Annotated in this window: 26 protein-coding genes and 1 tRNA gene; 11 read left to right on the top strand and 16 right to left on the bottom strand. The window is 63.6% G+C overall.

Translation table 11 applies throughout. The annotated features are described in order from the left end of the window. The first annotated feature begins 4 nt into the window (after positions 1-4). A complete protein-coding gene (locus NKJ58_RS19660; protein WP_023742882.1) occupies positions 5-1,066 on the top strand; it encodes a sn-glycerol-3-phosphate import ATP-binding protein UgpC in 1,062 nt (353 codons plus the stop codon). A 35-nt stretch (positions 1,067-1,101) separates the two neighbouring features. On the opposite strand, the gene NKJ58_RS19655 is transcribed toward NKJ58_RS19660, so the two are convergent. The 3 genes from NKJ58_RS19655 to NKJ58_RS19645 all read right to left on the bottom strand — a co-directional run bounded on the left by NKJ58_RS19655 (position 1,102) and on the right by NKJ58_RS19645 (position 4,914). After that, positions 1,102-2,184: an ABC transporter ATP-binding protein gene (locus NKJ58_RS19655; RefSeq protein ID WP_023826261.1), complete on the bottom strand. Its 1,083-nt coding sequence runs from the start codon at positions 2,182-2,184 to the stop codon at positions 1,102-1,104. Next, positions 2,181-3,752 (bottom strand): ABC transporter permease, encoded by a 1,572-nt coding sequence (locus NKJ58_RS19650; protein ID WP_352518499.1) that lies wholly within the window; start codon positions 3,750-3,752, stop codon positions 2,181-2,183. Before NKJ58_RS19650 ends, NKJ58_RS19655 begins: the two co-directional genes overlap by 4 nt. A gap of 154 nt (positions 3,753-3,906) precedes the next feature. Then, positions 3,907-4,914, bottom strand: a complete 1,008-nt coding sequence (locus NKJ58_RS19645; protein WP_023711730.1) for an iron ABC transporter substrate-binding protein — start codon at positions 4,912-4,914, stop codon at positions 3,907-3,909. Positions 4,915-5,118: 204 nt separating this feature from the next. On the opposite strand from NKJ58_RS19645, the gene NKJ58_RS19640 reads away from it, so the two are divergent. The 3 genes from NKJ58_RS19640 to NKJ58_RS19630 all read left to right on the top strand — a co-directional run bounded on the left by NKJ58_RS19640 (position 5,119) and on the right by NKJ58_RS19630 (position 8,447). Further along, complete coding sequence (locus NKJ58_RS19640) at positions 5,119-5,670, top strand: sigma-70 family RNA polymerase sigma factor (RefSeq protein WP_023685326.1); 552 nt, start codon at positions 5,119-5,121, stop codon at positions 5,668-5,670. Position 5,671: 1 nt separating this feature from the next. Further along, a complete protein-coding gene (locus NKJ58_RS19635; RefSeq protein WP_023671666.1) occupies positions 5,672-6,310 on the top strand; it encodes an NrsF family protein in 639 nt (212 codons plus the stop codon). A 202-nt stretch (positions 6,311-6,512) separates the two neighbouring features. Next, positions 6,513-8,447, top strand: a complete 1,935-nt coding sequence (locus tag NKJ58_RS19630) for a PAS domain S-box protein (protein WP_352518498.1) — start codon at positions 6,513-6,515, stop codon at positions 8,445-8,447. A 27-nt stretch (positions 8,448-8,474) separates the two neighbouring features. Here the strand turns inward: NKJ58_RS19630 and NKJ58_RS19625 are convergent, their stop codons facing one another. The 7 genes from NKJ58_RS19625 to NKJ58_RS19595 form a co-directional block, all read right to left on the bottom strand. Continuing rightward, positions 8,475-9,353 (bottom strand): 3-hydroxybutyryl-CoA dehydrogenase, encoded by an 879-nt coding sequence (locus NKJ58_RS19625; protein ID WP_023671668.1) that lies wholly within the window; start codon positions 9,351-9,353, stop codon positions 8,475-8,477. 120 nt (positions 9,354-9,473) lie between these two features. After that, positions 9,474-10,403, bottom strand: coding sequence for an electron transfer flavoprotein subunit alpha/FixB family protein (locus tag NKJ58_RS19620; protein ID WP_023685323.1), 930 nt, complete (start codon positions 10,401-10,403; stop codon positions 9,474-9,476). 20 nt (positions 10,404-10,423) lie between these two features. Next, positions 10,424-11,173 (bottom strand): electron transfer flavoprotein subunit beta/FixA family protein, encoded by a 750-nt coding sequence (locus NKJ58_RS19615; protein ID WP_023685322.1) that lies wholly within the window; start codon positions 11,171-11,173, stop codon positions 10,424-10,426. 214 nt (positions 11,174-11,387) lie between these two features. Next, entirely contained in the window at positions 11,388-12,188 is an 801-nt protein-coding gene (locus tag NKJ58_RS19610) for a rhomboid family intramembrane serine protease (RefSeq protein ID WP_352853645.1), read from the bottom strand. A 29-nt stretch (positions 12,189-12,217) separates the two neighbouring features. Continuing rightward, positions 12,218-12,799, bottom strand: a complete 582-nt coding sequence (locus tag NKJ58_RS19605; protein ID WP_023671672.1) for a cob(I)yrinic acid a,c-diamide adenosyltransferase — start codon at positions 12,797-12,799, stop codon at positions 12,218-12,220. Positions 12,800-12,818: 19 nt separating this feature from the next. Next, a complete protein-coding gene (locus tag NKJ58_RS19600) occupies positions 12,819-13,010 on the bottom strand; it encodes a twin transmembrane helix small protein (protein ID WP_023818493.1) in 192 nt (63 codons plus the stop codon). 24 nt (positions 13,011-13,034) lie between these two features. Further along, on the bottom strand, positions 13,035-13,901 hold the full coding sequence (locus NKJ58_RS19595) for an SDR family oxidoreductase (RefSeq protein ID WP_081732471.1): 867 nt from the start codon (positions 13,899-13,901) through the stop codon (positions 13,035-13,037). 60 nt (positions 13,902-13,961) lie between these two features. Here NKJ58_RS19595 and NKJ58_RS19590 point away from each other — a divergent pair, with 60 nt between their 5' ends. After that, positions 13,962-14,813 carry a YihY/virulence factor BrkB family protein gene (locus tag NKJ58_RS19590; RefSeq protein ID WP_023671675.1) on the top strand — a complete coding sequence of 284 codons (852 nt, stop codon included), beginning with the start codon at positions 13,962-13,964 and terminating at the stop codon, positions 14,811-14,813. Here NKJ58_RS19590 and NKJ58_RS19585 read toward each other — a convergent pair. Next, complete coding sequence (locus NKJ58_RS19585) at positions 14,810-15,685, bottom strand: DMT family transporter (protein WP_352518497.1); 876 nt, start codon at positions 15,683-15,685, stop codon at positions 14,810-14,812. The genes NKJ58_RS19590 and NKJ58_RS19585 overlap by 4 nt on opposite strands. A 219-nt stretch (positions 15,686-15,904) precedes the next feature. On the opposite strand from NKJ58_RS19585, the gene NKJ58_RS19580 reads away from it, so the two are divergent. After that, a complete protein-coding gene (locus NKJ58_RS19580) occupies positions 15,905-16,192 on the top strand; it encodes a hypothetical protein (RefSeq protein ID WP_023671677.1) in 288 nt (95 codons plus the stop codon). Here the strand turns inward: NKJ58_RS19580 and gluQRS are convergent, their stop codons facing one another. After that, entirely contained in the window at positions 16,193-17,068 is an 876-nt protein-coding gene (gene gluQRS / locus NKJ58_RS19575) for a tRNA glutamyl-Q(34) synthetase GluQRS (protein ID WP_352518496.1), read from the bottom strand. A gap of 73 nt (positions 17,069-17,141) precedes the next feature. On the opposite strand from gluQRS, the gene NKJ58_RS19570 reads away from it, so the two are divergent. Together NKJ58_RS19570 and NKJ58_RS19565 are read left to right on the top strand one after the other, a co-directional pair. Beyond that, on the top strand, positions 17,142-17,783 hold the full coding sequence (locus NKJ58_RS19570) for a DNA-3-methyladenine glycosylase family protein (protein ID WP_023685318.1): 642 nt from the start codon (positions 17,142-17,144) through the stop codon (positions 17,781-17,783). 128 nt (positions 17,784-17,911) lie between these two features. After that, positions 17,912-18,469, top strand: a complete 558-nt coding sequence (locus tag NKJ58_RS19565; RefSeq protein ID WP_008874122.1) for an HNH endonuclease — start codon at positions 17,912-17,914, stop codon at positions 18,467-18,469. A 283-nt stretch (positions 18,470-18,752) separates the two neighbouring features. Here NKJ58_RS19565 and NKJ58_RS19560 read toward each other — a convergent pair whose 3' ends face one another. Further along, entirely contained in the window at positions 18,753-19,271 is a 519-nt protein-coding gene (locus NKJ58_RS19560) for a disulfide bond formation protein B (RefSeq protein ID WP_023686688.1), read from the bottom strand. 62 nt (positions 19,272-19,333) lie between these two features. Beyond that, the gene (locus NKJ58_RS19555) at positions 19,334-19,918 is read right to left on the bottom strand and encodes a YqaA family protein (protein WP_023673756.1); all 585 of its coding nucleotides are present in this window, start codon (positions 19,916-19,918) and stop codon (positions 19,334-19,336) included. 205 nt (positions 19,919-20,123) lie between these two features. On the opposite strand from NKJ58_RS19555, the gene NKJ58_RS19550 reads away from it, so the two are divergent. Then, a tRNA-Leu gene (locus NKJ58_RS19550) sits at positions 20,124-20,208 on the top strand. Positions 20,209-20,395: 187 nt separating this feature from the next. Here NKJ58_RS19550 and NKJ58_RS19545 read toward each other — a convergent pair. Continuing rightward, positions 20,396-20,971, bottom strand: coding sequence for a cation efflux transmembrane domain-containing protein (locus NKJ58_RS19545; RefSeq protein ID WP_023704303.1), 576 nt, complete (start codon positions 20,969-20,971; stop codon positions 20,396-20,398). A 139-nt stretch (positions 20,972-21,110) separates the two neighbouring features. Continuing rightward, positions 21,111-22,262: a YncE family protein gene (locus tag NKJ58_RS19540; protein ID WP_023686687.1), complete on the bottom strand. Its 1,152-nt coding sequence runs from the start codon at positions 22,260-22,262 to the stop codon at positions 21,111-21,113. A gap of 493 nt (positions 22,263-22,755) precedes the next feature. Here NKJ58_RS19540 and NKJ58_RS19535 point away from each other — a divergent pair, with 493 nt between their 5' ends. Together NKJ58_RS19535 and NKJ58_RS19530 are read left to right on the top strand one after the other, a co-directional pair. Beyond that, positions 22,756-23,784 (top strand): hypothetical protein, encoded by a 1,029-nt coding sequence (locus NKJ58_RS19535; RefSeq protein ID WP_352518495.1) that lies wholly within the window; start codon positions 22,756-22,758, stop codon positions 23,782-23,784. 63 nt (positions 23,785-23,847) lie between these two features. Beyond that, positions 23,848-24,462 (top strand): hypothetical protein, encoded by a 615-nt coding sequence (locus tag NKJ58_RS19530; protein ID WP_050589749.1) that lies wholly within the window; start codon positions 23,848-23,850, stop codon positions 24,460-24,462. Positions 24,463-24,473 lie beyond the last annotated feature (11 nt).

Genomic DNA, 24,473 nt, shown 5'->3' with positions numbered 1-24,473 from the left:
GCCGATGGCGACCGTCGATCTGAAGGATGTGAAGAAAGTCTATCCCGGCGGCGTCGAGGCGGTGAGGGGTGTCTCCATCGCCATTCCCGACAAGGAGCTTTGCGTGCTGGTTGGGCCGTCCGGCTGCGGCAAGTCCACGCTGCTGCGGATGATCGCCGGGCTTGAGACCATTTCTTCCGGCACCGTCGCCATCGACGGCAAGATCGTCAACACGATCGGTCCGACCGAGCGCGACATCGCCATGGTGTTCCAGAACTATGCGCTCTATCCACATATGAAGGTCTACGACAACATGGCCTACGGGTTGCGCAACCGGGGTACTCCCAAGGACGAGATCGACAGCAGGGTTCGCTCGACCGCCAAGGTGCTGGAGCTCACGGCGCTGCTCGACCGGCGCCCGCGCGAGCTTTCCGGCGGCCAGCGCCAGCGCGTGGCCATGGGTCGCGCAATCGTGCGCAATCCAAAAGTCTTCCTGTTCGACGAACCGCTTTCCAACCTCGACGCCAAACTGCGCGGCCAGATGCGGGTCGAAATCAAGAATTTGCAGCGCTCGCTCGGTGTCACCTCGGTCTACGTCACCCACGACCAGCTTGAGGCGATGACGCTGGCCGATATTCTCGTCGTCATGAATGGCGGGTTGGTCGAGCAGACGGGCGCGCCGCTCGACATCTACGAGAAGCCGGCATCGACCTTCGTCGCCTCCTTCATCGGAGCGCCGCCGATGAACCTTCTGCCTCTTTCGCAAGGACCGGCTGGTCCGGCGCTGACCGACGGCAAGACGGTTGACTTCGCGCCTACGAACGCCGCCACGCTTGGCTTCCGCCCTGAGGATGCCGACGTCACCTTCAGTGCCGAGGCATCATCCGGCGCGCTTATTCTGCCTGCGGCGGTCGAGGCGGTCGAACCTGTGGGAGCCGAAAGCTTTCTTCACTGTGCCGCCGGCGGCAACCGCATCGTCGTGCGTGTGGCCGGCCGCGCCACGGCCAAACCCGGCGATCAACTGCGCGTCGTGGCCAGGGCCGAGAAGCTGCATTGGTTCGACAATGCTGGGAAACGAGTCGATTGACGCAGCCGCTCGCGCCAATCCGACGCATCGGCAGTTCAGGCGAAGACATGCGCCTTGCCGGAAACTGTCAGGCGCACGATCTCGCCGACGGAAGGCGCGTCGATTCCCGGCTTGCGTAAGGTCAGCGGTGTGCTGCCGATCGCCGCGGCGTCCGGCGGATCGGGGTTGTTCAACAGCCGCACGGCAATGGTGCACATCGAGCCTGCGAATTCCGAGTCCGTCACCTCGGCGAATATCGTGCCCGCAGGACCCGACATGCCTTCGCGCGACGTGCGCTTTACCTGCACCTGCTCCGGTCGCAGCATGATGCGGGCGATGTCGCGCCGCTCCTTCGAGTCGACGGCTATGCGACCAAGCGAGGAGGTGGCGAAGCCGCCTGAAATCTTTGCCGGCAAGATGATGGCGTCGCCAAGAAACTCGGCAACCATGCGGTCTTTCGGCTGCAGATAGAGTTCTCGCGGTGTGCCGATCTGAGAGAACTTTCCGTCGCGCATGACCGCCACCTGGCTGGCGAAGGACAGCGCCTCGGCCTGGTCGTGGGTGACCAGGATGGTGGTGATGCCGGCGGCTTCGAGTAGTTCGGCGACCGCCTTGCGCATCGAGGCGCGCAGACCGGTGTCGAGCGCCGAGAACGGTTCGTCGAGAAGCATCAGCCTGGGCTTCATCGCCATAGCGCGGGCCAGCGCCACGCGCTGCTGCTGGCCGCCGGAGAGCTGGTGCGGGCGGCGCTTGAGGATCGCCTTGTCCAGCCCGACGGTATAGGCGAGCTCGGCGATGCGCTCGGCGCGCTGGTCCTCGCCGCGGGCCATGCCAAAGCCGATATTGTCGCCGATGCTGAGATGCGGGAACAGGGCGCCGTCCTGCGCCACCAGGCCGATGCCGCGGCGGTGCGCCGGCACCGCTTGGCCGCCATTGGCCAGCACCTCGCCGTCGAGCACGACGCGGCCCTGGTCGGGCGCCTCGAAGCCGGCGATCAGCCGCAGCAACGTCGTCTTGCCGCAGCCGGACGGGCCGACGATCGCGGTGCGACTGCCGCTTGCGGCGCTGAGCTCGATGCCGGCAAGGGCTGCGACCGGGCCGTAGTGCTTGGTGAGGCCACTGATTTCGAGAAAGCTCATCGCCCGGCCATCCGTTTCGACTGGACATAGAGCAGCCAGGTCAGCGGCAGCGACATCGTCACCATGATGAAGGCGTAAGGGGCGGCCGACGCATAGTCGATCTCGCCGCTATAGGACCAGAACGCCATGGCCAGCGTGCGTGTGCCGTTGGGCGCCAGCATCTGGGTGGCGGTCAGCTCGTTCATGATGCCGAGCGCGACCAGCGCCATGCCGGCCGCCGCGCCCGGCGCCGACAGGCGGATCGTTGTCGACCACAGCGCTTTCAGCGGAGGCCGGCCAAGGCTGGCGGCGGCACGTTCGAGCTCGACCGGCGCCTGTGCGATCGAGGCCCTGAGGCTGATCAAGGCGCGCGGCAGGAACATCAGGGCATAGGCGACCAGGATTGTGAACAGCGTCTGGTAGAACGGCATGGCGATGCGCACGGTAATGGTGACCAAAGCCAGCGCGATGACCACGCCGGGCAGCGAACCGACAATGTAGTTGCAGCCTTCGAGCAGCCGCTGCAGCGGCCCCGGCGCGCGGATCGAGATCCAGGCCATCGGCATGGCGGCGATGGTTGCAAGCAGGGCGCCGGCCAGCGCCAGGAACAGCGTCTGGCCCAGCGCCAGGCCGATCTCGTCCAAACGCCAGACATCGGCGCCGCCGGCGACCAGCCAGCGGCCGATGGTGACGAAGGGCACGCCGATGGCGAGCAGCGTGGTGACGGCAGGCAGAGCCAGGCAAGCCAGCGTGGCGCGCCCGAGCCTCGAGCGCTGCCGGTGGCGCGCCGCGCCTGAGCCGACGCGGGCATAGCGCTCTTCGCCGCGCACCAGCACCTCCAGAGCGAGCAGCACGAAGCAGCATGTCACCAGGACGCCGGCCAGCATGTTGGCGGCGGGGCCGTTGAAGGTCGACTGGAACTGGTCGACGATCGCCGTGGTGAAAGTGTCGAAACGGATGAAGACGTAGAGGCCGTATTCGGCCAGCAGATGCAGGCCGACCAGCAGCGCGCCGCCGCAAATGGCCAGTCTCAGCTGCGGCAGCACGACACGCCAAAACACCCGCCATGGTCCAAGGCCGAGTGCTGCGGCTGCGTCCTCCAAAGCAGGATCGAGCCGGCGCAGAGCCGCCGCCAGCGGCAGATAGAGGAACGGGAAATAGGCGAGAACCGAGACCAGCACGCCGGCCCACAGGCCGTGCAAGGTCGGCACCATGGTGATCCAGGCGTAGGAATGCACGAAGGCGGGGATGGCGAGCGGCGCCACCGACAGCCAAGCCCACAGCCGGGCGCCGGGCAGGTCGCTGCGCTCGGTCAGCCATGCCAGCGTCACCGACAGCACGGTGGCGATCGGCACGGTGAGCGCCACCAGAAGCACGGTGTTGACCAGAAGTTCGCCGACGCGCGGCCGGAAGACCAGGGCCGAAGCAGTGTCCCAGCCGATCTGCACACCGATCCAGATGATGAACGCCAGCGGCAGCAGCGACAGCAGCGAGACAATTATGGCGGCAAGCGCGATCCAGGACATGGGCTTCCGGCGGGACCGCCCGACTGTCTGGCCTGAACGTGCGAGATCGACCGCAGTTTGCATCAGCTCGACCGCGCCACTGCCGCCGGGGCGGGGGCGCCGCAGGCGCGGCCGGAAACGCAATGTGTTGTCATGGACAATGCCATCTCGAAAACAGAGCGCTCCTGCGGAAAGTCCGGCAGGAGCGCAATCGTTGCCCTTTTAGGACGAACCCAGCCTAAAGCAAGCCGGCTGCCGTCATCAGGTCCGTCACCTTTTTGGAGTTCAGTGTCGCCGGATCGACCTTCGGCGCCTGCAGGTCGGCCAGCGGCACCAGCCTGGGATTGGACTGCGCGTCCTTGCCGATAGCGTATTCGAAGGACGTGCCGGTCTTCAGCACGTCCTGGCCGCCTTTCCCGGTCACCCATTTGAGGAACGCCTGGGCTTCCTTCGGGTGTTTGCTCGAGGCGAGCACGCCGCCGCCGGAGATCGAGACGAAAGCGCCGGGATCCTGGTTCTTGAAATAATGCAGTTCGACGTTCTTGCTGTTTTCGCCGGTCTTTGCCTGATCGCCGAAATAGTAATAGTGGTAGATGATTCCGCCTTCGATCTCGCCGGCATTGACCGCCTTCATCACCGTGCCGTTGCCCTTGTAGGCGGTGAAATTCTCCTTCATGGCCTTCAGCCAGTCGGCGGTTGCGGCTTCGCCCTTGAGCTCGAGCAACGCGCTGACGATGGCCTGAAAATCGGCGCCGGAAGGCGAGGCTGCCCAGCGGCCTTTCCAGCTCGGATCGGCGAGATCGAGCATCGATTTGGGCAGCTTTTCGGCCGTGAGCTTGGTTTTGTTGTAGGCAAAGACGGTGCTGCGCGCCGCGACACCCACCCATCTGCCGCTGCTCGGCTGGAATTCGGCCGGGACTTGCGCCAGCGTGTCGGCGTCGACCGGCGCGAAAAGGCCCGCCGCTTCGACCAGGGTCATCGCCGGCGAGTTTTCGGTCAGGAACACGTCGGCCGGCGAAGAAGCGCCCTCGGCGACGATCTGGTTGGAGAAATCGCTGTCGCCGCCATTGCGCAGCGTGACCTTGATGCCGGTTTCCTTGGTGAAACCTTCGACCCATTCCTTGGCCAGGCTCTCATGCTGGGCGTTGTAGACGATGATGCCGGCATCCGCGGCCATCGCCGGCCCGGCGATCATGCTCACGGCCAGCGCTGTGGCCCCCGCTAGGGTGGAGAGCGTGTATCTCATGGCGTCATCCTCAATCTCGGTGGTTCTGGTTTCGCAGGCTGCACCTATCGATACCTGACAGCAGTAGTCAACATTGCTCGGCTGCTTCAATCGGTCGCCGCTCCCGCAAACTTTCGTGATTTTGCGGCACTTTGGCTTGGACATCATTTCGCCGGACACGTAACAAATCGGTGCCGAGGCGCGAAGATCGGGGAGTGAACTCTTGTGAGCGGCAAGGATGAGGCCGAGCTTTCCCGGCTGATGCGGGCCGCGATCGCGGGAGATGAAAGGGCCTACGCCGACTTTTTGCACCGGATCGCCGCGCTGGTTCGCGGCTTTGCGAGGCGCAAGATCGTACAGGGCGGGGTCGATCCCGAGGATGTCGTGCAGGAAACCTTGCTGGCCATTCATGTGAAACGGCATACCTGGCGCCAGGACGCGCCGGTGTTGCCATGGATCTATGCGATAGCCCGCTTCAAGCTGATCGATGCTTTCCGGCGGCGCGGACGGCGCATCGAAATCGAGATCGACGAGATCGCCGAGACCTTTGCCGAGCCGGAAACCGAGACCGTCAGCGAACGCGACATCAACCGGGCGCTGGACGGACTGCCGGCTGCGCAGCGTTCCGTCGTTTCTTCGATCTCGGTCGACGGCCGCTCCATCGGCGAGACGGCGGCCACGCTCGGCGTCAGCGAGACGGCGGTGCGGGTGTCGCTGCATCGCGGGCTTGCCGCGATCGCCAAGCGATTTGGCCAGGGGCGCTTCGGGCGGCAGTGACATGAGGACGGAGGATCTCATCAAGGCACTCGACGCCGACACAAGCAGCAAGGCGATGCCGCTGCGCTCGGCCTGGTTGATGGCGGCGGCAGCCGCGGCGGTGATCGCGGCTCTGGTCTTCTTTCTCACCATCGGCCCGCGTCCCGACATCATGACCGCCATGCACACGATGCGGTTCCTGGCGAAGTTCGTGTTCACCATCGTGCTCGCCGTCACCGCCTTTGGCCTGGTCCGGGCGTTGTCGACGCCGGGCGCTTCGACGGCAAGAGCCGCGGCCTGGATGCTGGCGGCGCCGCTGCTGGTGGCCGTGGCGGTGGCTCTCGAACTGTTCATGGTGCCGGAGCCGATGTGGAGCACGCGCATGGTCGGCTCCAACATGATGATCTGCATGGGCTTCATCCCGCTGATCGGCATCGGCCCGCTTGCCGTCTTCCTGTGGATGCTGCGCTATGGCGCGCCGACGCGGCCGGTGTTGGCCGGGGCGGTCGCGGGACTGCTCGCCGGCGGCCTGGCGGCGACCTTCTACGCCGCGCACTGCTTCGACGATTCGCCGCTTTTCGTCGCCACCTGGTACACGCTCGCCATCGCCGTCCTCGCCGGTCTGGGCGCGCTCGGGGGACGGTTCTTCGTGCGCTGGTGACCGGGCCGTTCAAGATCGCCCAATAATCACCGATCCTTAATCATGCCGGCAATTGTTTGCGGGTTCACCGTGTTGCCGGTGGCTCCGGCGCAACCTTTCCTTAAAATCGATCATCCAGTGTTTTTTGCAGAAATGTGTTGCGCATGGGGTGGCATGCACAGTGATGCGACGAGAGCGAAAAAGCCTGCGGGCTGACAGTCACGTGGCTTTGGTGCTTGCGGCCGGAGGGCTTTGCGCTGCCGTGGTCGCGCTCCTGCTGTCGCGGCTCGATGTCAGCGCCGAAGTGCTGAAACTCTGCCTGCAGATATCGGTGCCGGTCGCCGCCGTTGCGCTGATTCTCGCCGCCCTGTTCATTTACCGGATACTGGACGACCGCCGGCAGATCGCCGAAAGCGAGCAGCGTTTCCGCCGCGCCATGGAGGATTCGGCGATCGGCATCGCCATTGTCGGCCTCGACGGCCGCATCCATGAAACCAACCCGGCCTTCGCCGCCATGCTCGGCTATAGCAAGCAGGAGATCGAGGCGCTGACCTTCTTTCAGATCACCCATCCCGACGATGTGCAGATCGGCCGTGAGACGATGGACGGCATGCGGGCGGGCACCGTCAACGCCTTCCACTTCGAAAAGCGCTACCTCAGGAAGGACGGCACGCCGGTATGGGCCCATCTTGCCGGTTCCGTCATTCGCGACGAGAAGAGCGGGAGCCCGCTCTACCTGGTCTCCCAGATCGAGGATATCGATGCGCGCAAGCAATCCGAGGCGCGCATAGCCGAAGCCGAAACGCGCTGGAATTTTGCCCTGGCCAGCGCCGGACAAGGCGTCTGGGATCTTGATATGCGGAAGGGCGGCACCACCTACTCCGCCACCTGGGTGAAGATGCTGGGCTATGCCGATGGCGAACTGGACGGCGACCCCGACCGCTGGCTGGCGATGATCCACCCCGACGATCGCGAAAACGTCGCCGAAGCCGATCGTGCCCATCTGGAGGGCAGGACACCGTTCTTCGAAGCCGAGTTCCGGATGCGCCACAAGGATGGCCACTGGGTCTGGATCCTCGACCGCGGCAAGACGCTCGAACGCGACAAGGACGGACGGCTGGTCAGGGCCATCGGCAGCCTGACCGATATCACCCAGCGCAAGCAAACCGAGGAAAGCCTCATCGTATCGGCGGCAATGCTGGCCGACGAGAAGGAGCGGCTGAGGGTGACGCTGCAGTCGATCGGCGACGCCGTCATCTGCACCGATGCCGCCAACCGCATCACCTTCATGAACCCGGTCGCCGAAAAGCTCACCGGCGTTGTTGGCGCGGAGGCGCTCGGCAAGACGCTTGGCCATGTCTACTGGGCGGTGGACGAAGAAACCGGGCAAAGGATCGGCATGACGCGGCCGGCGCTCGGCAGCGCCAGCCCTGCCGACCAGAACAGTCGCGCCGTCCTCATCCGTCGCGACGACACACGCTGCAGCATCCGCCAGGTGGTGTCGCCGATCATGAACGACCGCCAGGAGTTCTGCGGTCTTGTCATCGTCTTCCAGGACTTCACCGATGCGCGCGCCTTGCAGCGCCAGCTCGCCTATGCCGCCGCGCATGATGCGCTGACCGGCCTTGCCAACCGTTCGAGCTTTATCCGCACCATGGAGGAACTGGTCGACCGGAGCCGCAAGGCCGGCACAGCCAGGCCGGCGGGCGAACATCATTTCATGTTCATCGATCTGGACCATTTCAAGCTGGTCAACGACACTGGCGGCCACGCCGCCGGCGACGCCTTGCTGAAGCGGGTTGCCGAGGCCATTCGCGGTGCGCTTGGGCCGGAGGATATCGTGGCCCGCCTCGGCGGCGACGAATTCGCGGTCATCCTGAAAGCCGGGCCGAGCGCCGGCGCCAGGATTGCCGCACGCTCTGTCATCGACGCCATCCGCGGCCTGCAGTTCAGCTGGGACGGCCGGCCGCATGCGATCGATGCCAGCATCGGGCTGGCGCCAATCCACAGCAACAGCGGTGAAGTCGACGAGATCATCGCCCGGGCCGATGCTGCCTGCTATGCGGCCAAGGCCGCCGGCCGCGGCTGTGTTTCCGTGGCGCCTGACGATACCGGGTCAAGAGGCCAAGCAGAGCCGCCGCTTGCAGCGGCGTCCTGAGGGAGCACGGAACTTTCGTTCTGGTGGTTAGCGCGTCGGAACCGGATGCTCGCCGCGATAGTCGTAGAAGCCGCGCCCGGTCTTGCGGCCGAGCCAGCCGGCCTCGACATATTTCACCAGCAGCGGGCAGGGGCGATATTTCGAATCCGACAGGCCGTCATGCAGCACCTGCATAATCGACAGGCAGGTGTCGAGGCCGATGAAATCGGCGAGCTGCAGCGGTCCCATCGGATGGTTGGCGCCGAGCCGCATGGCGGTGTCGATGGCATCGACCGAGCCGACCCCCTCATAGAGCGTGTAGATCGCCTCGTTGATCATCGGCAACAGAATGCGGTTGACGATGAAGGCCGGAAAATCTTCAGAGACGGTGATGGTCTTGTCGAGCTGTTTCACATAGGCCTTGGCCGCCTCGAAGGTCTGATCCTCGGTAGCGATGCCGCGCACCAGTTCGACCAGCTTCATCAGCGGCACGGGGTTCATGAAATGTATGCCGATGAAACGCTCAGGACGGTCGGTCTGCGCGGCAAGCCGGGTGATCGAAATTGACGAGGTGTTGGTCGCCAGAATGGCTTCCGGGTTGAGCTGGGGACAGAGCTGCGCGTAAATCTTGCGCTTGACCGTCTCGTCCTCGGTCGCCGCCTCGATAACCAGATCGGCACCGGCGAGATCAGCCATGGTGGGGGCTGCGGAAATGCGCGCCATCGCTTCGTTACGCAGCTTTTCCTCAAGCTTGCCGGAGCCGACCTGGCGGGCCATGTTGCCGCTGACCGTGGCAATGCCCTTCTCGATACGGTCGGGCGAGACGTCGTAGATCAGCACCTTGAAACCCGAAAGTGCTGATACATGCGCGATGCCGCCGCCCATCTGGCCGGCGCCGATGATGCCGATCGTCTCGATCTTGGCCATTTGCAGCGATCCCGTCGAAAAGGCCTTTGCGGCCTGCTTTTTGTGCAGTGCAAACTAAAAGGGTGGGGCAGCTTCGTCTACCCCACCCTTTCACAATTTAATACGCTTTGGCAGAAAGCGTCAAAGCGCCTTTTGCAGTTCCGGCAGGATGACGAACAGGTCGCCGACCAGGCCGTAATCGGCAACCTGGAAGATCGGCGCCTCTTCGTCCTTGTTGATGGCGACGATGACCTTCGAATCCTTCATGCCGGCAAGGTGCTGGATGGCGCCGGAAATGCCGACGGCAATATAGAGGTCAGGCGCCACGACCTTGCCCGTCTGGCCGACCTGCCAGTCGTTCGGGGCGTAGCCGGCGTCGACGGCAGCGCGCGAGGCGCCGACGGCTGCACCGAGCTTGTCGGCGACCGGCAGGATGACTTCCTGGAACTTTTCCGAGGAACCGAGCGCGCGGCCGCCCGAAATGATGATCTTGGCCGAGGTCAGCTCCGGACGGTCGGTTTCCGAGAGTTTGTTCTCGACGAAAGTGGAGAGGCCGGGATTGGCCGCGGCCTTGACCGTCTCGACAGCTGCCGAGCCGCCCTCCGGGGCAGCCTGGAAGGAGGCGGTGCGCACAGTGATGACCTTCTTGGCGTCGCTCGACTGCACCGTCTGGATGGCGTTGCCGGCATAGATCGGCCGTTTGAACGTGTCTGGTGAAACCACTTCGATGATCTCGGAGACTTGCGCGACATCGAGCAGGGCCGCCACGCGCGGCGCGACATTCTTGCCCGACGAGGTCGCCGGCGCGATTATGGTGTCGTAGGCGCCGGCCAGCGAGACAACGAGTGCGGCGAGCGGTTCGGCGAGGCGCTCGGCCAGTTCGTCGGCCTCGGCCAGCAGCACCTTGCTCACGCCCTCGAGCTTGGCAGCGGCGTCGGCCGCGCCCTTGGCGCCTTTGCCGGCGACCAGCACATGCACGTCCGAACCGATCTGCAGCGCCGCCGAGAGCGCCTTCGCGGTCTGGTCGGAAAGGCTGGCGTTGTCGTGTTCTGCGATGAGGAGAATGGTCATTTTATCTGTTCCTTCCAGTCTCAGAGCACGCCGGCTTCGTTCTTGAGCTTGTCGACCAGTTCGGCGACACTGTTGACCTTCACGCCCGCCTTGCGGCCGCTGGGCTCCTCGGTCTTGAGCACCTTCAGGCGCGGCTTGACGTCGGCGCCGTAATCGGCCGGGCTCTTTTCGTCGAGCGGCTTCTTCTTGGCCTTCATGATGTTGGGCAGCGAGGCATAGCGCGGCTGGTTGAGGCGAAGATCGGCGGTGATGATCGCCGGCATCTTCAGTTCCACCGTCTGCAGGCCGCCGTCGACTTCGCGCGTCACCTTGGCCTTGTCGCCGTCGATCACGACCTTGGAGGCGAAAGTGCCCTGTGCCCAGCCGAGCAGGGCGGCCAGCATCTGGCCGGTCTGGTTCGAGTCATCATCGATCGCCTGCTTGCCGAGGATCACGAGACCGGGCTGTTCGGCGTCAACGACGCCCTTCAGCACCTTGGCGACGCCGAGCGGCTCGGTCTGCTCGTCGGTCTTGACCAGGATGGCGCGGTCGGCGCCCATGGCGAGCGCGGTGCGGAGCGTTTCCTGCGCCTGCTGCGGGCCGACCGAAACGACGATGATCTCTTCGGCCTTGCCGGCTTCCTTCAGCCGGAGCGCCTCTTCCACCGCGATCTCGTCGAACGGGTTCATCGCCATCTTGACGTTGGCGAGTTCCACCGCCGAACCATCGGCCTTGACGCGAACCTTGACGTTCGCATCCACAACCCGCTTCACGGGCACAAGGATCTTCATTGTCTGTCACCTCTCCTGAGATATCCGGGCGCGCTATAGCAGCGTGCGCCTCCGCAGAGTTGTCGAAAGCCGACATTCCTGACTGAATTCCGGCCAAACGGAATCCTGGCCGGACGAATTCTGGTCTTCTGCCGCCTAGCGGTGGCGCTCTCCGTAGTTGTGGCGACGCAACACGTCAATATGCCACGGCAGCGGCCAAACCACCCAAATCGGTTCACTTGTGACCGGAAGCGCCACCCCGGCCCCAACGCGTCTCAGGTTGCACGGGAGCGGGACCGGCTGGCGCCGGCCCAGTAGAAGCGGCTGGCTGATCGGCGGGTTGCGGCTCGCCGTCGCCACCGGCGAGCAGCGGCACGCCGCGGCTGCGCATAATGAGCACCAGCACGCCACCGGCAATGATGCCGCCAGTATGGCAGGCCCAGGATATCTGGTTTTCGCCGCCGGCGGCAAACATCACCACCTGGAAGCCGATCCACAGGATCAGCGGGATGAAGGCCGGGATACGCAGCGGAATCCGGGCAAAGACCAGCACCCACACTTTCACCCGGGGGTAGAGGACCAGATAGGCGGCGACGACGCCGGCAATGGCGCCGGAGGCACCGATCAGCGGAACCTCCGAACTCCAGGCGACGAGCCCCTGGAAGAAGGCGCCGGCGATGGCGCAAAGCAGGTAGAAGATGAGGTAGCGGATGTGGCCGAGTGCGTCCTCGACATTATCGCCGAACACCCACAGGAACAGCATGTTGCCGCCGAGATGAAAGATATCGGCATGCAGGAAGGCATAGGTAAGGTAACTCAGGCTCTCGGGAATGACGACGAATTGGGGCGAGAGTTCTGCCGTGTCGTGGACAACCGAAGGAATGAAGCCGAAGCCGAGCACGGCTGCGTTGTTGAAATTTTCGCCGCCGATCGTGGTGATGAGAAACACAAGCGCGTTGACCGCGATCAGGCCGATCGTCACATATTGCAGCCGGATGTGGCGCAACCTGTTGGAGTCGTAAAGCGGGATGAACATGCCCCAAGCCCTTTCCCGCCTTCGAAAATTCAGCGGTTCTTGCCGGGCACCCATAACACGTCGGCATTTCCGTTGTCATTGACCGCACGAGCGGCGACGAACAGAAAGTCCGAGACGCGGTTTATGTATTTCAGCCCCTCGCGATTGACATGTTCGGCCGGGTCCTGCGCCAGCGCCACCATGATCCGCTCGGCCCGTCGCGCCACGGTGCGGGCAAGATGAAGTGCTGCCGCCGCCGGCGTGCCGCCATTGAGCACGAAGGATTTGAGCGGCTGCAGATCCTTGTTGAGAAGGTCGATATCCTTTTCGACGCGGTCGGTCTGCGAGGCGATGATGCGCAGCGGCTCGTAGCCCAGCGGCTTGCCGTCGTCGGGCACGGCGAGATCGGCGCCGAGGTCGAACAAATCGTTCTGGATGCGGGACAGCATGGCGTCGATGGCGGGATAACTTGCCGCTGTGTGCAGGCGGGCGATACCGATGCAGGCATTGGCTTCATCGACGGTGCCGTAGGCATCGACGCGCAGGTCGGATTTCAGCCTGCGTTCACCGGTGCCGAGGCCAGTGGTGCCGTCATCGCCGGTGCGGGTGTAGATCTTGTTGAGCTTGACCACGTCGCCTCCCGAACGGCCGTCACTTGCGGGTGAAATACACCACCAGCAGGATCAGTGCCAACGCCAGCGCCTGCAGCAGCACGCGTGCCTGCATCAGCTTGTTCGAGCTCACACCGGAGCCGCCGCGCATCATGTTGATGAGGCCGCGGACAAGCACGATCACCACGGCGACCATGATGAGGACGAGGAGGACTTTGATGACGGTTGCCATGATCTGTTCCCAGTTCTGTTGCGATCAGGCGCGTCCGGCCAGAACGCGGTAGAGCATCGATGCCGGCAGGATGCGCTTGAGCATCACGCCAATCCTGGCCGGCACTGTTACCACATAGTGCGGGCGCGGGCGCCGCGACAGAAGTGCATGGCGCAAGGCCGCATAGACCACCTCCGGCCCCTTTTTCAGCCGTGATGAGCTGCCGCCGGCCCGAAGCCGCGCCAGCTGCGCGGCATAGGCGACGTGGTGGACGGAATTCTCGTGGTCGATGTTTTTCAGGAACCAGAACAGCCCGTTGCTGGCGATTTTCGAGGTCACCGGCCCCGGTTCGATCAGCGAGACATGGATGCCGCTGCCCCTGAGTTCCTGCTGCATGCACAGCATCAGGCCTTCGAGCGCGTGCTTGGAGGCTGAGTAGGCGCCGCGAAAAGGCACCGGCGCTAGCCCAAGGATCGAGGAACAATGAACGAGGCGGCCATGTCCCTGGCGACGCATTACCGGTACGATGCGTCGGGTGAGGTCGTGCCAGCCGAAGAAATTGGCCTCGAACTGCTCGCGCAATGCCGCAACCGGCAGGTCTTCCACGGCGCCGGGCTGTGCATGGGCGCCGTTGTTGAACAGGGCGTCGAGGCGTCCGCCTGTCCGCTCCAGCACCGATGCCGCAAGTGCTGCGATGGAATCCGGCTCACGGTAGTCGAGATAAAAGGCCTCGATGCCGTCGGCTTCAAGTGCGGCTATGTCATCCGGCTTGCGCGCCGTTGCAAACACGCGCCAGCCATCCGCCTTCAGCGCACGGGCGCAGTGGGCGCCTATCCCGGACGAGGCGCCGGTGACGATGATGGTGCGCAACTCTTTGGCAGGCGGCATCGTGGTTTGAGCAAGGGTTGCCATTTGCCACAATCCCTTCCCATATTCGCGGCGTCGAGACAATCGAAGGGAACGCGGCTCTTGATGCGGAATATCGTCGTGCTGCGCCGCGTGCTCTATGACGCGCTTGGCCATTTCAACACCGATGACGGCTGGGCCATGGCCAGCCATCTGGCGATCACTTCGCTCATGGCGCTGTTCCCGTTCCTGATCTTCGCCACCACGCTGGCGAGCTTCCTCGGTGCGCAGGCGTTCGCCGATACTGCCGTGCACCTGGTCTTCGACACCTGGCCCGAACAGATCGCCAAGCCTATCGCGCGCGAGGTGCTCAACGTGCTGACCGTGCGGCGCACCGATCTTTTGACCTACGGCGTGCTTCTGGCGGCCTATTTCGCCTCCAACGGCATCGAGGCGCTGCGCACCTCGCTCAACCGCGCCTACCGCGTCGCCGAAACGCGCGGCATCATCTACCGCCGGGTGCAGAGCATTTTCTTCGTGCTGATCGCGACGGCCGGTTTCCTGGCGATCAGCGTGCTCCTGGTCTTTGCGCCTTTGCTGGCGCGGCTGGCGGAAGCTCATTTCGAGTGGATCAAACCCTATACGGGCACGATCACGCTGTGGCGCTACGTCATCGCCTCAACCGTCATCATTGGTGGCTTGTTTGCCGTCCACTACTGGCTGCCGGCGGGCAAGCGCCGCTTTGTCTCGCTGGTGCCTGGCATCATCTTCACTCTGGCTGCGTGGCTTGTCGGCTCGACCATGTTCGCGACCTATCTCGATCACTTCTCGTCCTATGTGACGACCTATGCGGGGCTTGCCTCGATCATGATCGCCGTGGTTTTCCTCTATATGCTGTCGGCGATCTTCATCCTCGGCGGCGAACTCAACGCGGCGATCAGCCGCTTTCTCGAAGCGCGCGCACGTGTCGGCAGCTAGGTTTTGGCTGGCCGAGCCGTGGCCAGCCCGACGCCGAGCGTCGCGATTGCCATGCCGACGATCTGCACGAGGCTGAGCTGTTCGCCGAACAGCGCCCAGGCGATGACAGCGGTGACGGCCGGCACCAGGTAGAACAGCGACGCGACCTTCGACATCTCGCCGTCGCGGATCATCACCATCAGCAAGAAGATGGCGCCGATCGACAGCACCAGGACCAGCCAGGCCATGGCGAAGATCAGTTCGCCGTTGATGATCACCGTGTGGGTCTCAAGGGCCAGCGAGGCCAGGATCATCAGCGAGCCGCCGCCGATATATTGCCACATCGTCGCCGCCACCAGGTCGCCACCCGAGGCATAGCGCTTCTGCCAGATGGTCCCGGCGCTCATGCCCAGCACCGAGACCAGCGACGCCGTCAGGGTTTCGGGCGTAACGCCGCCGCCGAGAGCGCCGAGCTTCGGCCACAGCACGATGATCACTCCCACAAGGCCGACGGCAAGGCCGGCCCAGTGGCGCGGCAGGATGGCCTCGCCGAGGAATCGGCCGGCAAGCACGGCGGTGATCAGTGGCTGCAGGCCGACGATCAGCGCCGAAAGCCCGGCGGGCATGCCCCTGTGGATCGCCCAGAACACCGCGCCGAGATAAATGCCATGCATGAGGATGCCGGCGACCGTGGCGTGAAGCGCTTCTGCCCTTGTGGCTCGCTTCGAGCCAAGCACGAGCATCAGGCCGGCGAGCAGCAAGGCGGCGATGACAAAGCGGGCCGCCAGAAAGGTGAAGGGCTCCGCCCAGGGCATGGCGTAGCGCGCGCCGATGAAACCTGTCGCCCACAGGACGACAAACGAGGCGGGGATGAACCGCTTGAGACTGTGCATTTTCGGGGAAGCCGTTTCCGGTGGAGAGGTCCGATTGGGTGAAGAGACAAATACGGCAATTGCTCTAATGCGGTTCAATCCGGCAAGCAAAGCGAAACAATTGGTACATAAGCTCATCCTGATGTAGGAGGTGGCCGAATCCAAAGGGCGGCGTCAGGGCAATCGACTTCTGTCGATCGATCCGGCGACATGGCGTTTTGGCTTCGACAGGGAGCGCGCATGCTGTTGCATCTCGATACAAGCTGGCTGTTGATGACGGTGGCCAGTGTGGCCGTGTTCGGCTTCTTCTTCGGCTCAGCGCTCGACGCCATCATGCAGGAGGACGGTTTTGGGTCGACCGGCAACACATTGCTGTTCACGCTCGGCTTTTTCGCCGCGGTCATGGCCGCGAACGAACATGGCATCGTCCTGAGAGATCTGAAGCTGGCGGTTGCCTGGGGACTGGGCGGCGCCTTCGCGTTTATCGGCGCGTTGGCGCTGCTCAAGGCGGGGCTGGCCCGGCTTTAGTCATAGCCCGACCAGCCGCCTGACATCGTCCGGCGACATGCCTGCCTGCCTCAGCGCGGCAAGGCCGGTATCAGCAAAACTCTTCGACAGTTTGCGCCCATCCGGACCGAGTATGAGACGGTGGTGGAAATACTGCGGCTGGCCGAGGCCAAGCAATTCCTGCAGCAGGCGCTGGATGCCGGTCGCGGAATAGAGGTCGCGGCCACGCACGACATGGCTCACACCTTGCAGAGCGTCGTCGACGACGACGGCCAGGTGATAGCTGGTCGGGATGTCGCGGCGCGCCAGAATGACGTCGCCCCAGTCCTGCGGACGCGCCTCGACGCGCTGCGTCGCCGAAAGCGTCTCGTTGGTGAATTCGCGCCAGGACAAATCCGTGCCGACGCGCGCCAGCGCCGCCTTAACGTCGAGGCGCCAGGCGAAGGGCGCATTTTCGGCGATGCGGCGGTTGCGTTCGCTGATCGGCAGCGCCTTGTCGGCGCCGGGATAAAGCGGCACGCCGTCCGGGTCGCGCGGCCAGTCGCGGCCGCGCTTTTCGCTGTTGGCGATGAAGGCCCTGATCTCGCCACGGCTCATGAAGGCAGGGTAGACGAGTTCTTCGCGGACCAGCCGGTCGAGCACGGCCTGATAGTCGGTGAAATGCTCGGCCTGGCGCCGCACCGGCTGTTCCCATTCGAGACCTAACCATTCGAGGTCGCGAAAGATGCCGGCCTCGAATTCAGGCGTGCAGCGGATCGTGTCGATGTCCTCGATGCGCAGCAGCAGGCGGCCGCCGGCCGCACGCGCCAGTTGCTGGTTGAGCAGTGCCGAATAGGCATGGCCGAGATGCAGTTCGCCATTCGGGCTCGGCGCGAAGCGGAATGTCAGGAGCATCATCTCACAAGCGGCAATCGGGTTGTGCAGCGGTTTTGCCAATTGCTACCGTGCGGTCGGTTCAGGAACAAGAAACATGCAACGCATCGCGACACTGGACGATATTGCGCGCGGGCTGGATGCGCTTTGCGCAATCGATCCGCGCCTGGAAAAGGTGCGCGGCATGGCCGGAGAGGTGCCGCTGCGGCTGTCGGAGCCCGGCTTTCGAAGCCTGGCCTCCATTATCGTTTCGCAACAAGTATCCCGTGCGAGCGCCGATGCGATTTTCGGCCGGCTGGTGAAACTGGTCGATCCGCTGACGCCGCAGGCGATCCTTGCCGCCGGCGAGGACATGTTTCGCGAGGCCGGGCTGTCGCGGCCGAAGCAGCGCGGTCTGATCGCGGTTGCGCAGGCCGTGGTTGAGGGGCTCGACCTGCATCACCTCTGTTCGCTCGACGCCGAAGAGGCGATCGCGGCTATGATCGCGGTGCCGGGCATCGGCCCGTGGACGGCGGAAGTCTATCTCCTGTTTGCCGCCGGCCACCCCGATATTTTCCCCGCGCGCGACGTCGCGCTGCAGAGCGCGGTTGGCCACGCGCTCGGCATAGAGCCGCGTCCGCCGGAGAAAACGCTGATCGCCCTGGCCGAATCATGGAGCCCGTGGCGAGGCGTCGCATCGCGGCTTTTCTGGTCCTATTATCGCGAAACCAGGGGCCGGGACGCAGCACCTCCGGCCTGAAACCGTAAAAAAGCATGAAAATCCTGCATTTTTGCCGCTTTTGGCTGATGACAATCCGCTTCACATCCCTGTCATGTCGGGCTTACAGTATCCGCGCCGATCGGTTCTAGAACGAGGAGGTCAACAAGGTGACGGTTGCCGTATCTCCGGATGGGCTTCCTGCGCTGGTGCTGAATGCGGATTACCGTCCGCTCAGCTATTACCCCTTGTCGCTCTGGTCCTGGCAGGACGCCATCAAGGCGGTGTTCCTCGACCGGGTCAACATCGTCGCCGAATACGAGCATGCGGTGTCTTCGCCGACCTTTTCGATGAAGCTGCCCAGCGTCGTCAGCCTGAAGGCCTATGTGAAGCCGTCGAGGCACCCGGCATTCACCCGCTTCAACGTGTTCCTGCGCGACCGCTTCCAGTGCCAGTATTGCGGCACGCCCGAGGATCTGACCTTCGACCACGTCATCCCGCGCCATCGCGGCGGGGCCACGACGTGGGAGAATGTCGTGGCCGCCTGTTCACCCTGCAATCTGAGGAAGGGCGGCATGATGCCGGCGCACGCCAAGATGTGGCCGCTGCAGAAGCCATACCAGCCGACCGTGCACGACCTGCACAACAATGGCCGGCTGTTCCCGCCCAACCATCTGCATGAAAGCTGGATGGATTATCTCTACTGGGATGTGGAGTTGGAGCCGTAGGGATTGGCGCGATCGGCCTTGCCAGGGCAATCGCCGATGTCAGGTGCTGCCCCTCATCCGGCTGCCGCCACCTTCTCCCCCTATAGTGACGGGGAAAAGGGAATTGGCTGCAACCTCGGCGCTCGTTCTGCAACGTTGAAAATTGGCGAAAGCATGGATGAAAGTGTCTTTCTCCCAGTCGCTATACGGGGAGAAATGCCCGGCAGGGCAATGAGGGGCGGCGCAACCGTTCAAGCCCAGCCGCAGAATGGGCGGTGCGAGTTCTGTTTCTCGCGTCGCTAGATCAGTCGCGCGCCAGCGCGCCGCGGAAGGCGACGGCGGCGAGGATGAAGCTGGCTATGGCGTTCCAGCCGGCCAGCGACAGGCCGAGGATACGAAGGGCTGCCTTGTCGCAGGATGGCGGCACGAATTTGTCGAGCGCGTCGAGCACGCCCTTGCCGCCGGTGTCGACCGGGCCGGCGCCGGCCGTGCAATCGGCCGGGCCCTGCCACCAGGCCCATTCGACGCCCGAATGATAGACGCCGAGATAGAGCCCGTAGAGCATCAGCAGGCCGCCGACGGCAAGCAGGCCGCGCGTCAGCCATGCGGGTGCGCTGAACATCGAGGCGATCACCGCCAGCAGCATCAGCGGGGCGCCGATATAATAGGGCGTGCGCTGCTCCAGGCACAGATGGCAGGGGATGTAGCCGCCTATGTGCTGGAAGGCGAGCGCGGAGCCGACCGTGGCGGCCATGGCGACGGCGAGAAACAAAGCGGTGCGCGTCCGCTGGCGTCCGGTATCGGCTGTCATCGTGGCTGTCATGTTTCGTCCGTTGAATTCGCCGTCCGCCGGCATAGTCCTGACCCACCGCCCGCCTTGGGCGGTCAGAAGGCGTATTTGACGACGATATAGAGCAAAATCAGGGCGGCGGCGCCGGCGCCGACGATCAATCCCAAACGCTTCTCGATGAATTCCTTGATCTCTTCGCCATAGCGGCGCAGCAGCCAGGCAAGAAGCAGGAAACGAGCGCCACGCGCCAGGATGGCGGAGACGATGAAGACGAAAAGATTGACGTGGAGGGCGCCTGCCAGAATGGTGACCACCTTGATCGGCGGCAGGTGGGCGGCACCCGATGTGACGAGCAGCACCAGCATCAGCCCGGTGCCGGCCGACTGCCACCTCTCGAACGCGTCAAGGCCGCCAAAGTGCTCCAGCATCGGCCGTGCTATCGTGTCGTAGGCATAGTAACCGATCAGCCAGCCGGCAATGCCGCCCAGCACGGACGCAACGGTGGCGGTCAGCGCGTACCGATAGGCGCGTTCGGGCCGCGCCAACGCCATGGGCAGGTACAAGACGTCGGCAGGTATGAAAAACACCGAGCTTTCGACGAAAGCGATGAAGGCCAGCCACCATTCGGCGGATTTGCGGGCCGCCAGCGACAAGGTCCAGTCGTAAAGTCCGCGAAGCATCGGCTCTCCTGGATGCAGGTTGCCACACGCAACGCGCTTTGATGCGCGTCTGTCTAGAAAGATTTCCCGCGCCGCACAATGGCAGGAGCTTCATGAAACAGAAAGGCGGGCTTTTGCCGCAAGCAGGGCACGGCGGCGCATTTGGCCAGTTGACGAACAGGCCTCCAACCGTATAGTCCGCGCCCATCCAGGCCTTTGGGCCTGAGCCCCTATGGCGGAATTGGTAGACGCGCTCGACTCAAAATCGAGTTCCGCAAGGAGTGCTGGTTCGATTCCGGCTAGGGGCACCATTTTTTATCTCACGCCAGTTCGCTTCGCTCACGGGCTCCGATGGGGCGGCCTGACCGGCCGACGGGCGGTCGCCCTTGCGAACCCTCCGGGTTCGAACAGTGCCTCGACAAAGACCCAGCGGCGGCTGCTGCGAATGACAGCGATAGCGCCAATCAGCGGCGGCCGGTAGCCCCGCTCTACGTGCTCTCAGGCCGCCGCACGGTGTTCTTCACGGGCAGCTTCCCACACTTCGCGGGCCGCGTCGGCGTTCATGACCGCGATCCCCAATCCCACCGCCAAATCGGGCCACGCGGAATGCCAGAGCAAGGCCGTGACGAACCCTGCGGCAATAATGGCGATGTTGGCCAAGGCGTCGTTGCGGGCCGACAGGAAGGCCGCCTTTGTGAGGCTGCCGCCACGATGCCGGTGCGCGGCCAGCATGTAGGCACAGGACAGGTTGACGGCGAGGGCGCCAAGTCCCGCCAAGGTCAAGGCGATGGGCTGCGGCGGCACCGGCACGTTGAACTTCTCCCAAGCCGTCCAGAGCGTTGCCAGACCCGGCATGAGAAGGATGAGCGCCAATGCCATCCCCACCCGCGCACGGGAGCGCACAGACCACCCAAGTGCGAGCAGGATAAGGAGGTTCACGGAAGCATCTTCAAGAAAGTCGATGCTGTCGGCGAACAGGGACACTGATCCAATGGCGAGCGCCACAGCGAACTCGATCCCGAAATAGGCAAGATTGAGAAGCGCGACGATGAGGACGATGCGGCGAAGGTTCATCTTCTGGCAGTATCCGAAACCAGTGTGTGGAGCTACAGCTTCGCGGTTTCCAAGGAAAGCCCCTGCTCGTTCCGGGTCCCGGCCGATGGGCGGTTGCCCTTGCGACCTTTTGCGTTCGAGCCGCGCCTCGAACACGGACTTAGCGCATATTCCCCGTATGGCCTTGGGAATACCGTCCCGGTTGCGGCCACACCGTCAGGCCGTGCGGCTCTGAGCCAACCCGAAACTTGGTCACCGCGCCCGATGTCGTGTCGATCATGTAGGCGGCACTGTCGAAGCGGCCGGACAGCCATAGTTGTTTGCCGTCGGCGCTGACATTGCCCATGTCGGGGCTGCCGCCGCCGGGGATCGGCCATTGCGTGACGACCGCGCGGGTGGCGAAGTCGATCACCGTCACGCTGCCCGGTCCCTTTGCCTGGCCCTGCTCCATCTTGTGCGAGCCCCGGTTCGAGACATAGAGCCGCTTGCCGTCGCGGCTGACGACGAAGCCATGGGCGCCGATGCCGGTCGGGATGAAGCCGATCTCCTTGAAACTGTCGCCATCGACGAGGAACACGCCGTCATTCATCATGTCGGCGACGTAAAAAACCTTGCCGTCGGGCGAGAGGCGGATGTCCTGCGGCATGCCCATTTTCGAGAAGTCGAGATGGCCAAGCACCTTCTGGTTCTTCAGGTCGATCTTTGCCAATCCGCCATTGCCGTATTCGCAGGTGAAGATCGCGTAGGCCCCGTCGACCGAGAATTCGGCGTGGTTGATGCCGGGGCAAGTGGGCGTCGGCAGGCTCGACATTAGCGCCATGGTGTGAGGATCGCGGAAATCGAGCCGCTCCAGGGCTTCGTCGACGACGATGGCCGCGCCCGGCATGAAATACAAATTGTAGGGATCGTCCACGGCGATCTGCGGGCCGGGCTTGCCGGTCATCGGGTCGATCGGCGTCAGGCTGCCGTTCTTGCCGGTGCCATTGTTGGCGACCCAGAGCGTCTTCAGGTCCCAGGACGGCACGACGTGCTGCGGTTTGCTGCCGACCGGGAACCTGTCGACTTCCTTGAGTGTCATGGTGTCGATCACCGTGACGCTGTTGGAGGAGCGGTTCGGCACATAGACGCGCGGCAGTGCACCCAGCGTGGCCGGGCCGAGATGGCTGGCGGCGGTGTGGCTGTAGATGTTGATGGACGGCGCGGGCTCGCTGCAATCCTCGGGACAGCTATCGGCCCAGGCGCGGACAGGCAGCAGCGCAAGCAGCAAAAAGGCCGCACGGGGACCGGCGTGACGCAAAAAGGTTCTGATCATCAGGATGGCTTGTCGTGAAGGCCGGCCGAAATTGCCGCGCCGACCCATAGCTGGTGTCTTGCCGTTGATCCAGGGGCTTTTCTCAGGCTCCCCGCGCGGTTGGCGCAGTCATTGGTGACCTGTATCGCGAGCACAAGCGGCTCGATAGCAACCAAGATCAAAATCCGTTTCGGTCAATATCAGCCTGCTTTGGCGCGTCGGATGCCTTGACCGCGCTACAGCGCCGCCATCGAAGCGGCCGGACAGTCAAAGCTGTCTGCCGTCTGCACTGAGATTGCCCACGTCCGGACTGCCGCCGAAGCGCTCAATTTCGCTCGCAATATTGCATGGCTTCCATCATTACCTCACGTTGCGAACGTCCTCGGATCTCCTCGTCCACCTTGCACACAGGTTGACACACTGCCTGCTAATGACCGCATAAGTTGTTGCTCAGGAGCAACATCGAGAACGCCATGTCGCCGAGCTGGGCCTGGATTCGGGAGGAAAACCGCTATTGACGATTGACTCAACCTTGGGCCGCCGATCACCTTTACGCAGGGAAATGGTGGTGGAGGGCGTGATGGACTCAACTTGCAAAGCTTCTCACGAGAGCCGATTTGGCTGCGTAGTGGCCTCGCTGTCAGTGTTTTTTCTCATTCTCATGCTTTCTTCGGTAGCGCCAGCTTCGGCACAGGTCGTCTTCGGTGGTGACGCGGGAGATCCAGAGAACACGATCTGCAGCTTTGCCGGCGTGATCGGCACCACAATAAACGACGATTGTTCGGACTCCGACGATTATTTTGTGCCCGCACCGGGTATCACTATTGGCCCCAACGGCAGCCAAATTAATTTCGACGCGGCGACGGGTGCGGCGACCTTCGGTGGAGCGGTTGATATGGGTGGCAACATCGTAACGAACGTCGGCACCCCGACGGCAGGAACGGATGCGGCCAACAAGGATTATGTTGACGGCGTCGTCGGCGACGCTTCAGCAAAGAACATTGAGCAGGATGGCCGACTAGACGATGTCGAAGCCAAGAACACGCAGCAAGATACTCGGCTCACCGGCGTCGAGACCAAAAACGTCCAGCAGGACACCACCCTCGCCAATCACGAGACGCGGATCACGCAGACGGAAGCGAAGGATACGGAGCAAGACGGCCGGCTTGCCGGACACGACACCATGCTCGCGTCGCTCGATACGCGTGTGACGACAAACACCAGCGATATCGCATCGCTCGACGGACGAGTCGGCGCGCTGGAGAGCGGCTTCTCTGAACTAGGGACGGAGATTTCCGAGAATCGCACCGAGGCCCGTCAGGGCATCGCAGCGGCAATAGCAATGACAACTGCCCCAATGCCGTCCGTTCCGGGCCGCACGAGCTGGGCCGGCAATGTCGGTTATTTCAAGGGTGAAACGGCGTTCGGTGGCTCGCTCGCTCATCGCCTCGACTTCGATGAACCTTTCGCGTTCACCGCGGGTTATGCCTATGGCGGTGGAACCAGCCATGGTTTCCGCCTCGGTCTAGCCGGCGAGTTTTAGCGCCTGCCTGCAAGCGCCGAGGATGGAGCAAGAGCCGGCGGCCTTGGCCGGAGGGTGTGAAAAATGCGCCGATTGACGTGGCTGGCCTTGGTCATGGCCGTCTGCTGCCTGCAAGTGCTTCCCGCCCACGCACAGGCTAAGAAGGATGGTCGTTCGGCGTCCAAGGTGTCCGACGCCCCAAAACCGGCGGACATCGACCACAATGGCGTCCTGATCTTGGTCAGGTCCACATTGCTGGCACTCGACCATGCAAACAGGACCGGAAATTATTCCGTGCTGCGTGAGCTTGGCGCCCCGGACTTTCAAGCCAACAACCCTGCTCGGCTGGGTGAGATTTTCGCGAAGCAGCGCAACGAAGGGCTTGATCTCAGCGGTGTAGCCGTGCTCGAGCCGCAATTGACGTTGATGCCGCAAATCGAATCCAACGGCATGCTGCATATGGCAGGGTTTTTTCCCTCTGCCGCGATGCAGCTAAACTTCGAACTTGTTTTCGCTCCTATCGACCGGCAGTGGAAGATTTCTGCCATGTTGGTCAAAGTCGGCACCAGCGCTCCCAAGGCGCCCGATAGCCCCCCAATTCCAGCCCCCCTCCCGCCGGTCCAAAAACCGGAACCGCCAGCTGCCGCGATTACTACAAAGTCTCAGATCAAGAAGCCCGGTCGCGCTCCGCCACTATAACAACGCGCAGG

It is taken from the genome of Mesorhizobium sp. M0139, assembly GCF_040322455.1.
Classification (GTDB): Bacteria; Pseudomonadota; Alphaproteobacteria; order Rhizobiales; family Rhizobiaceae; genus Mesorhizobium.
The sequence above is the reverse complement of the archived record's forward strand: the minus strand, read 5'-3'. Positions and strand labels throughout refer to the sequence as shown.

Excerpts from the sequence above, each read along its gene's own strand:
- NKJ58_RS19635 (WP_023671666.1), top strand. The coding sequence starts at position 5,672 with ATGAGGACGGAGGATCTCATCAAGGCACTCGACGCCGACACAAGCAGC.
- NKJ58_RS19655 (WP_023826261.1), bottom strand. The coding sequence starts at position 2,184 with ATGAGCTTTCTCGAAATCAGTGGCCTCACCAAGCACTACGGCCCGGTC.
- NKJ58_RS19645 (WP_023711730.1), bottom strand. The coding sequence starts at position 4,914 with ATGAGATACACGCTCTCCACCCTAGCGGGGGCCACAGCGCTGGCCGTG.
- NKJ58_RS19595 (WP_081732471.1), bottom strand. The coding sequence starts at position 13,901 with ATGGCAACCCTTGCTCAAACCACGATGCCGCCTGCCAAAGAGTTGCGC.
- NKJ58_RS19585 (WP_352518497.1), bottom strand. The coding sequence starts at position 15,685 with ATGCACAGTCTCAAGCGGTTCATCCCCGCCTCGTTTGTCGTCCTGTGG.
- NKJ58_RS19590 (WP_023671675.1), top strand. The coding sequence starts at position 13,962 with ATGCGGAATATCGTCGTGCTGCGCCGCGTGCTCTATGACGCGCTTGGC.
- NKJ58_RS19610 (WP_352853645.1), bottom strand. The coding sequence starts at position 12,188 with ATGTTCATCCCGCTTTACGACTCCAACAGGTTGCGCCACATCCGGCTG.
- NKJ58_RS19650 (WP_352518499.1), bottom strand. The coding sequence starts at position 3,752 with ATGCAAACTGCGGTCGATCTCGCACGTTCAGGCCAGACAGTCGGGCGG.
- NKJ58_RS19615 (WP_023685322.1), bottom strand. The coding sequence starts at position 11,173 with ATGAAGATCCTTGTGCCCGTGAAGCGGGTTGTGGATGCGAACGTCAAG.
- NKJ58_RS19580 (WP_023671677.1), top strand. The coding sequence starts at position 15,905 with ATGCTGTTGCATCTCGATACAAGCTGGCTGTTGATGACGGTGGCCAGT.
- NKJ58_RS19545 (WP_023704303.1), bottom strand. The coding sequence starts at position 20,971 with ATGAACCTTCGCCGCATCGTCCTCATCGTCGCGCTTCTCAATCTTGCC.
- NKJ58_RS19540 (WP_023686687.1), bottom strand. The coding sequence starts at position 22,262 with ATGATCAGAACCTTTTTGCGTCACGCCGGTCCCCGTGCGGCCTTTTTG.
- NKJ58_RS19555 (WP_023673756.1), bottom strand. The coding sequence starts at position 19,918 with ATGCTTCGCGGACTTTACGACTGGACCTTGTCGCTGGCGGCCCGCAAA.
- gluQRS (WP_352518496.1), bottom strand. The coding sequence starts at position 17,068 with ATGATGCTCCTGACATTCCGCTTCGCGCCGAGCCCGAATGGCGAACTG.
- NKJ58_RS19625 (WP_023671668.1), bottom strand. The coding sequence starts at position 9,353 with ATGGCCAAGATCGAGACGATCGGCATCATCGGCGCCGGCCAGATGGGC.
- NKJ58_RS19570 (WP_023685318.1), top strand. The coding sequence starts at position 17,142 with ATGCAACGCATCGCGACACTGGACGATATTGCGCGCGGGCTGGATGCG.
- NKJ58_RS19600 (WP_023818493.1), bottom strand. The coding sequence starts at position 13,010 with ATGGCAACCGTCATCAAAGTCCTCCTCGTCCTCATCATGGTCGCCGTG.
- NKJ58_RS19530 (WP_050589749.1), top strand. The coding sequence starts at position 23,848 with ATGCGCCGATTGACGTGGCTGGCCTTGGTCATGGCCGTCTGCTGCCTG.
- NKJ58_RS19620 (WP_023685323.1), bottom strand. The coding sequence starts at position 10,403 with ATGACCATTCTCCTCATCGCAGAACACGACAACGCCAGCCTTTCCGAC.
- NKJ58_RS19560 (WP_023686688.1), bottom strand. The coding sequence starts at position 19,271 with ATGACAGCCACGATGACAGCCGATACCGGACGCCAGCGGACGCGCACC.
- NKJ58_RS19660 (WP_023742882.1), top strand. The coding sequence starts at position 5 with ATGGCGACCGTCGATCTGAAGGATGTGAAGAAAGTCTATCCCGGCGGC.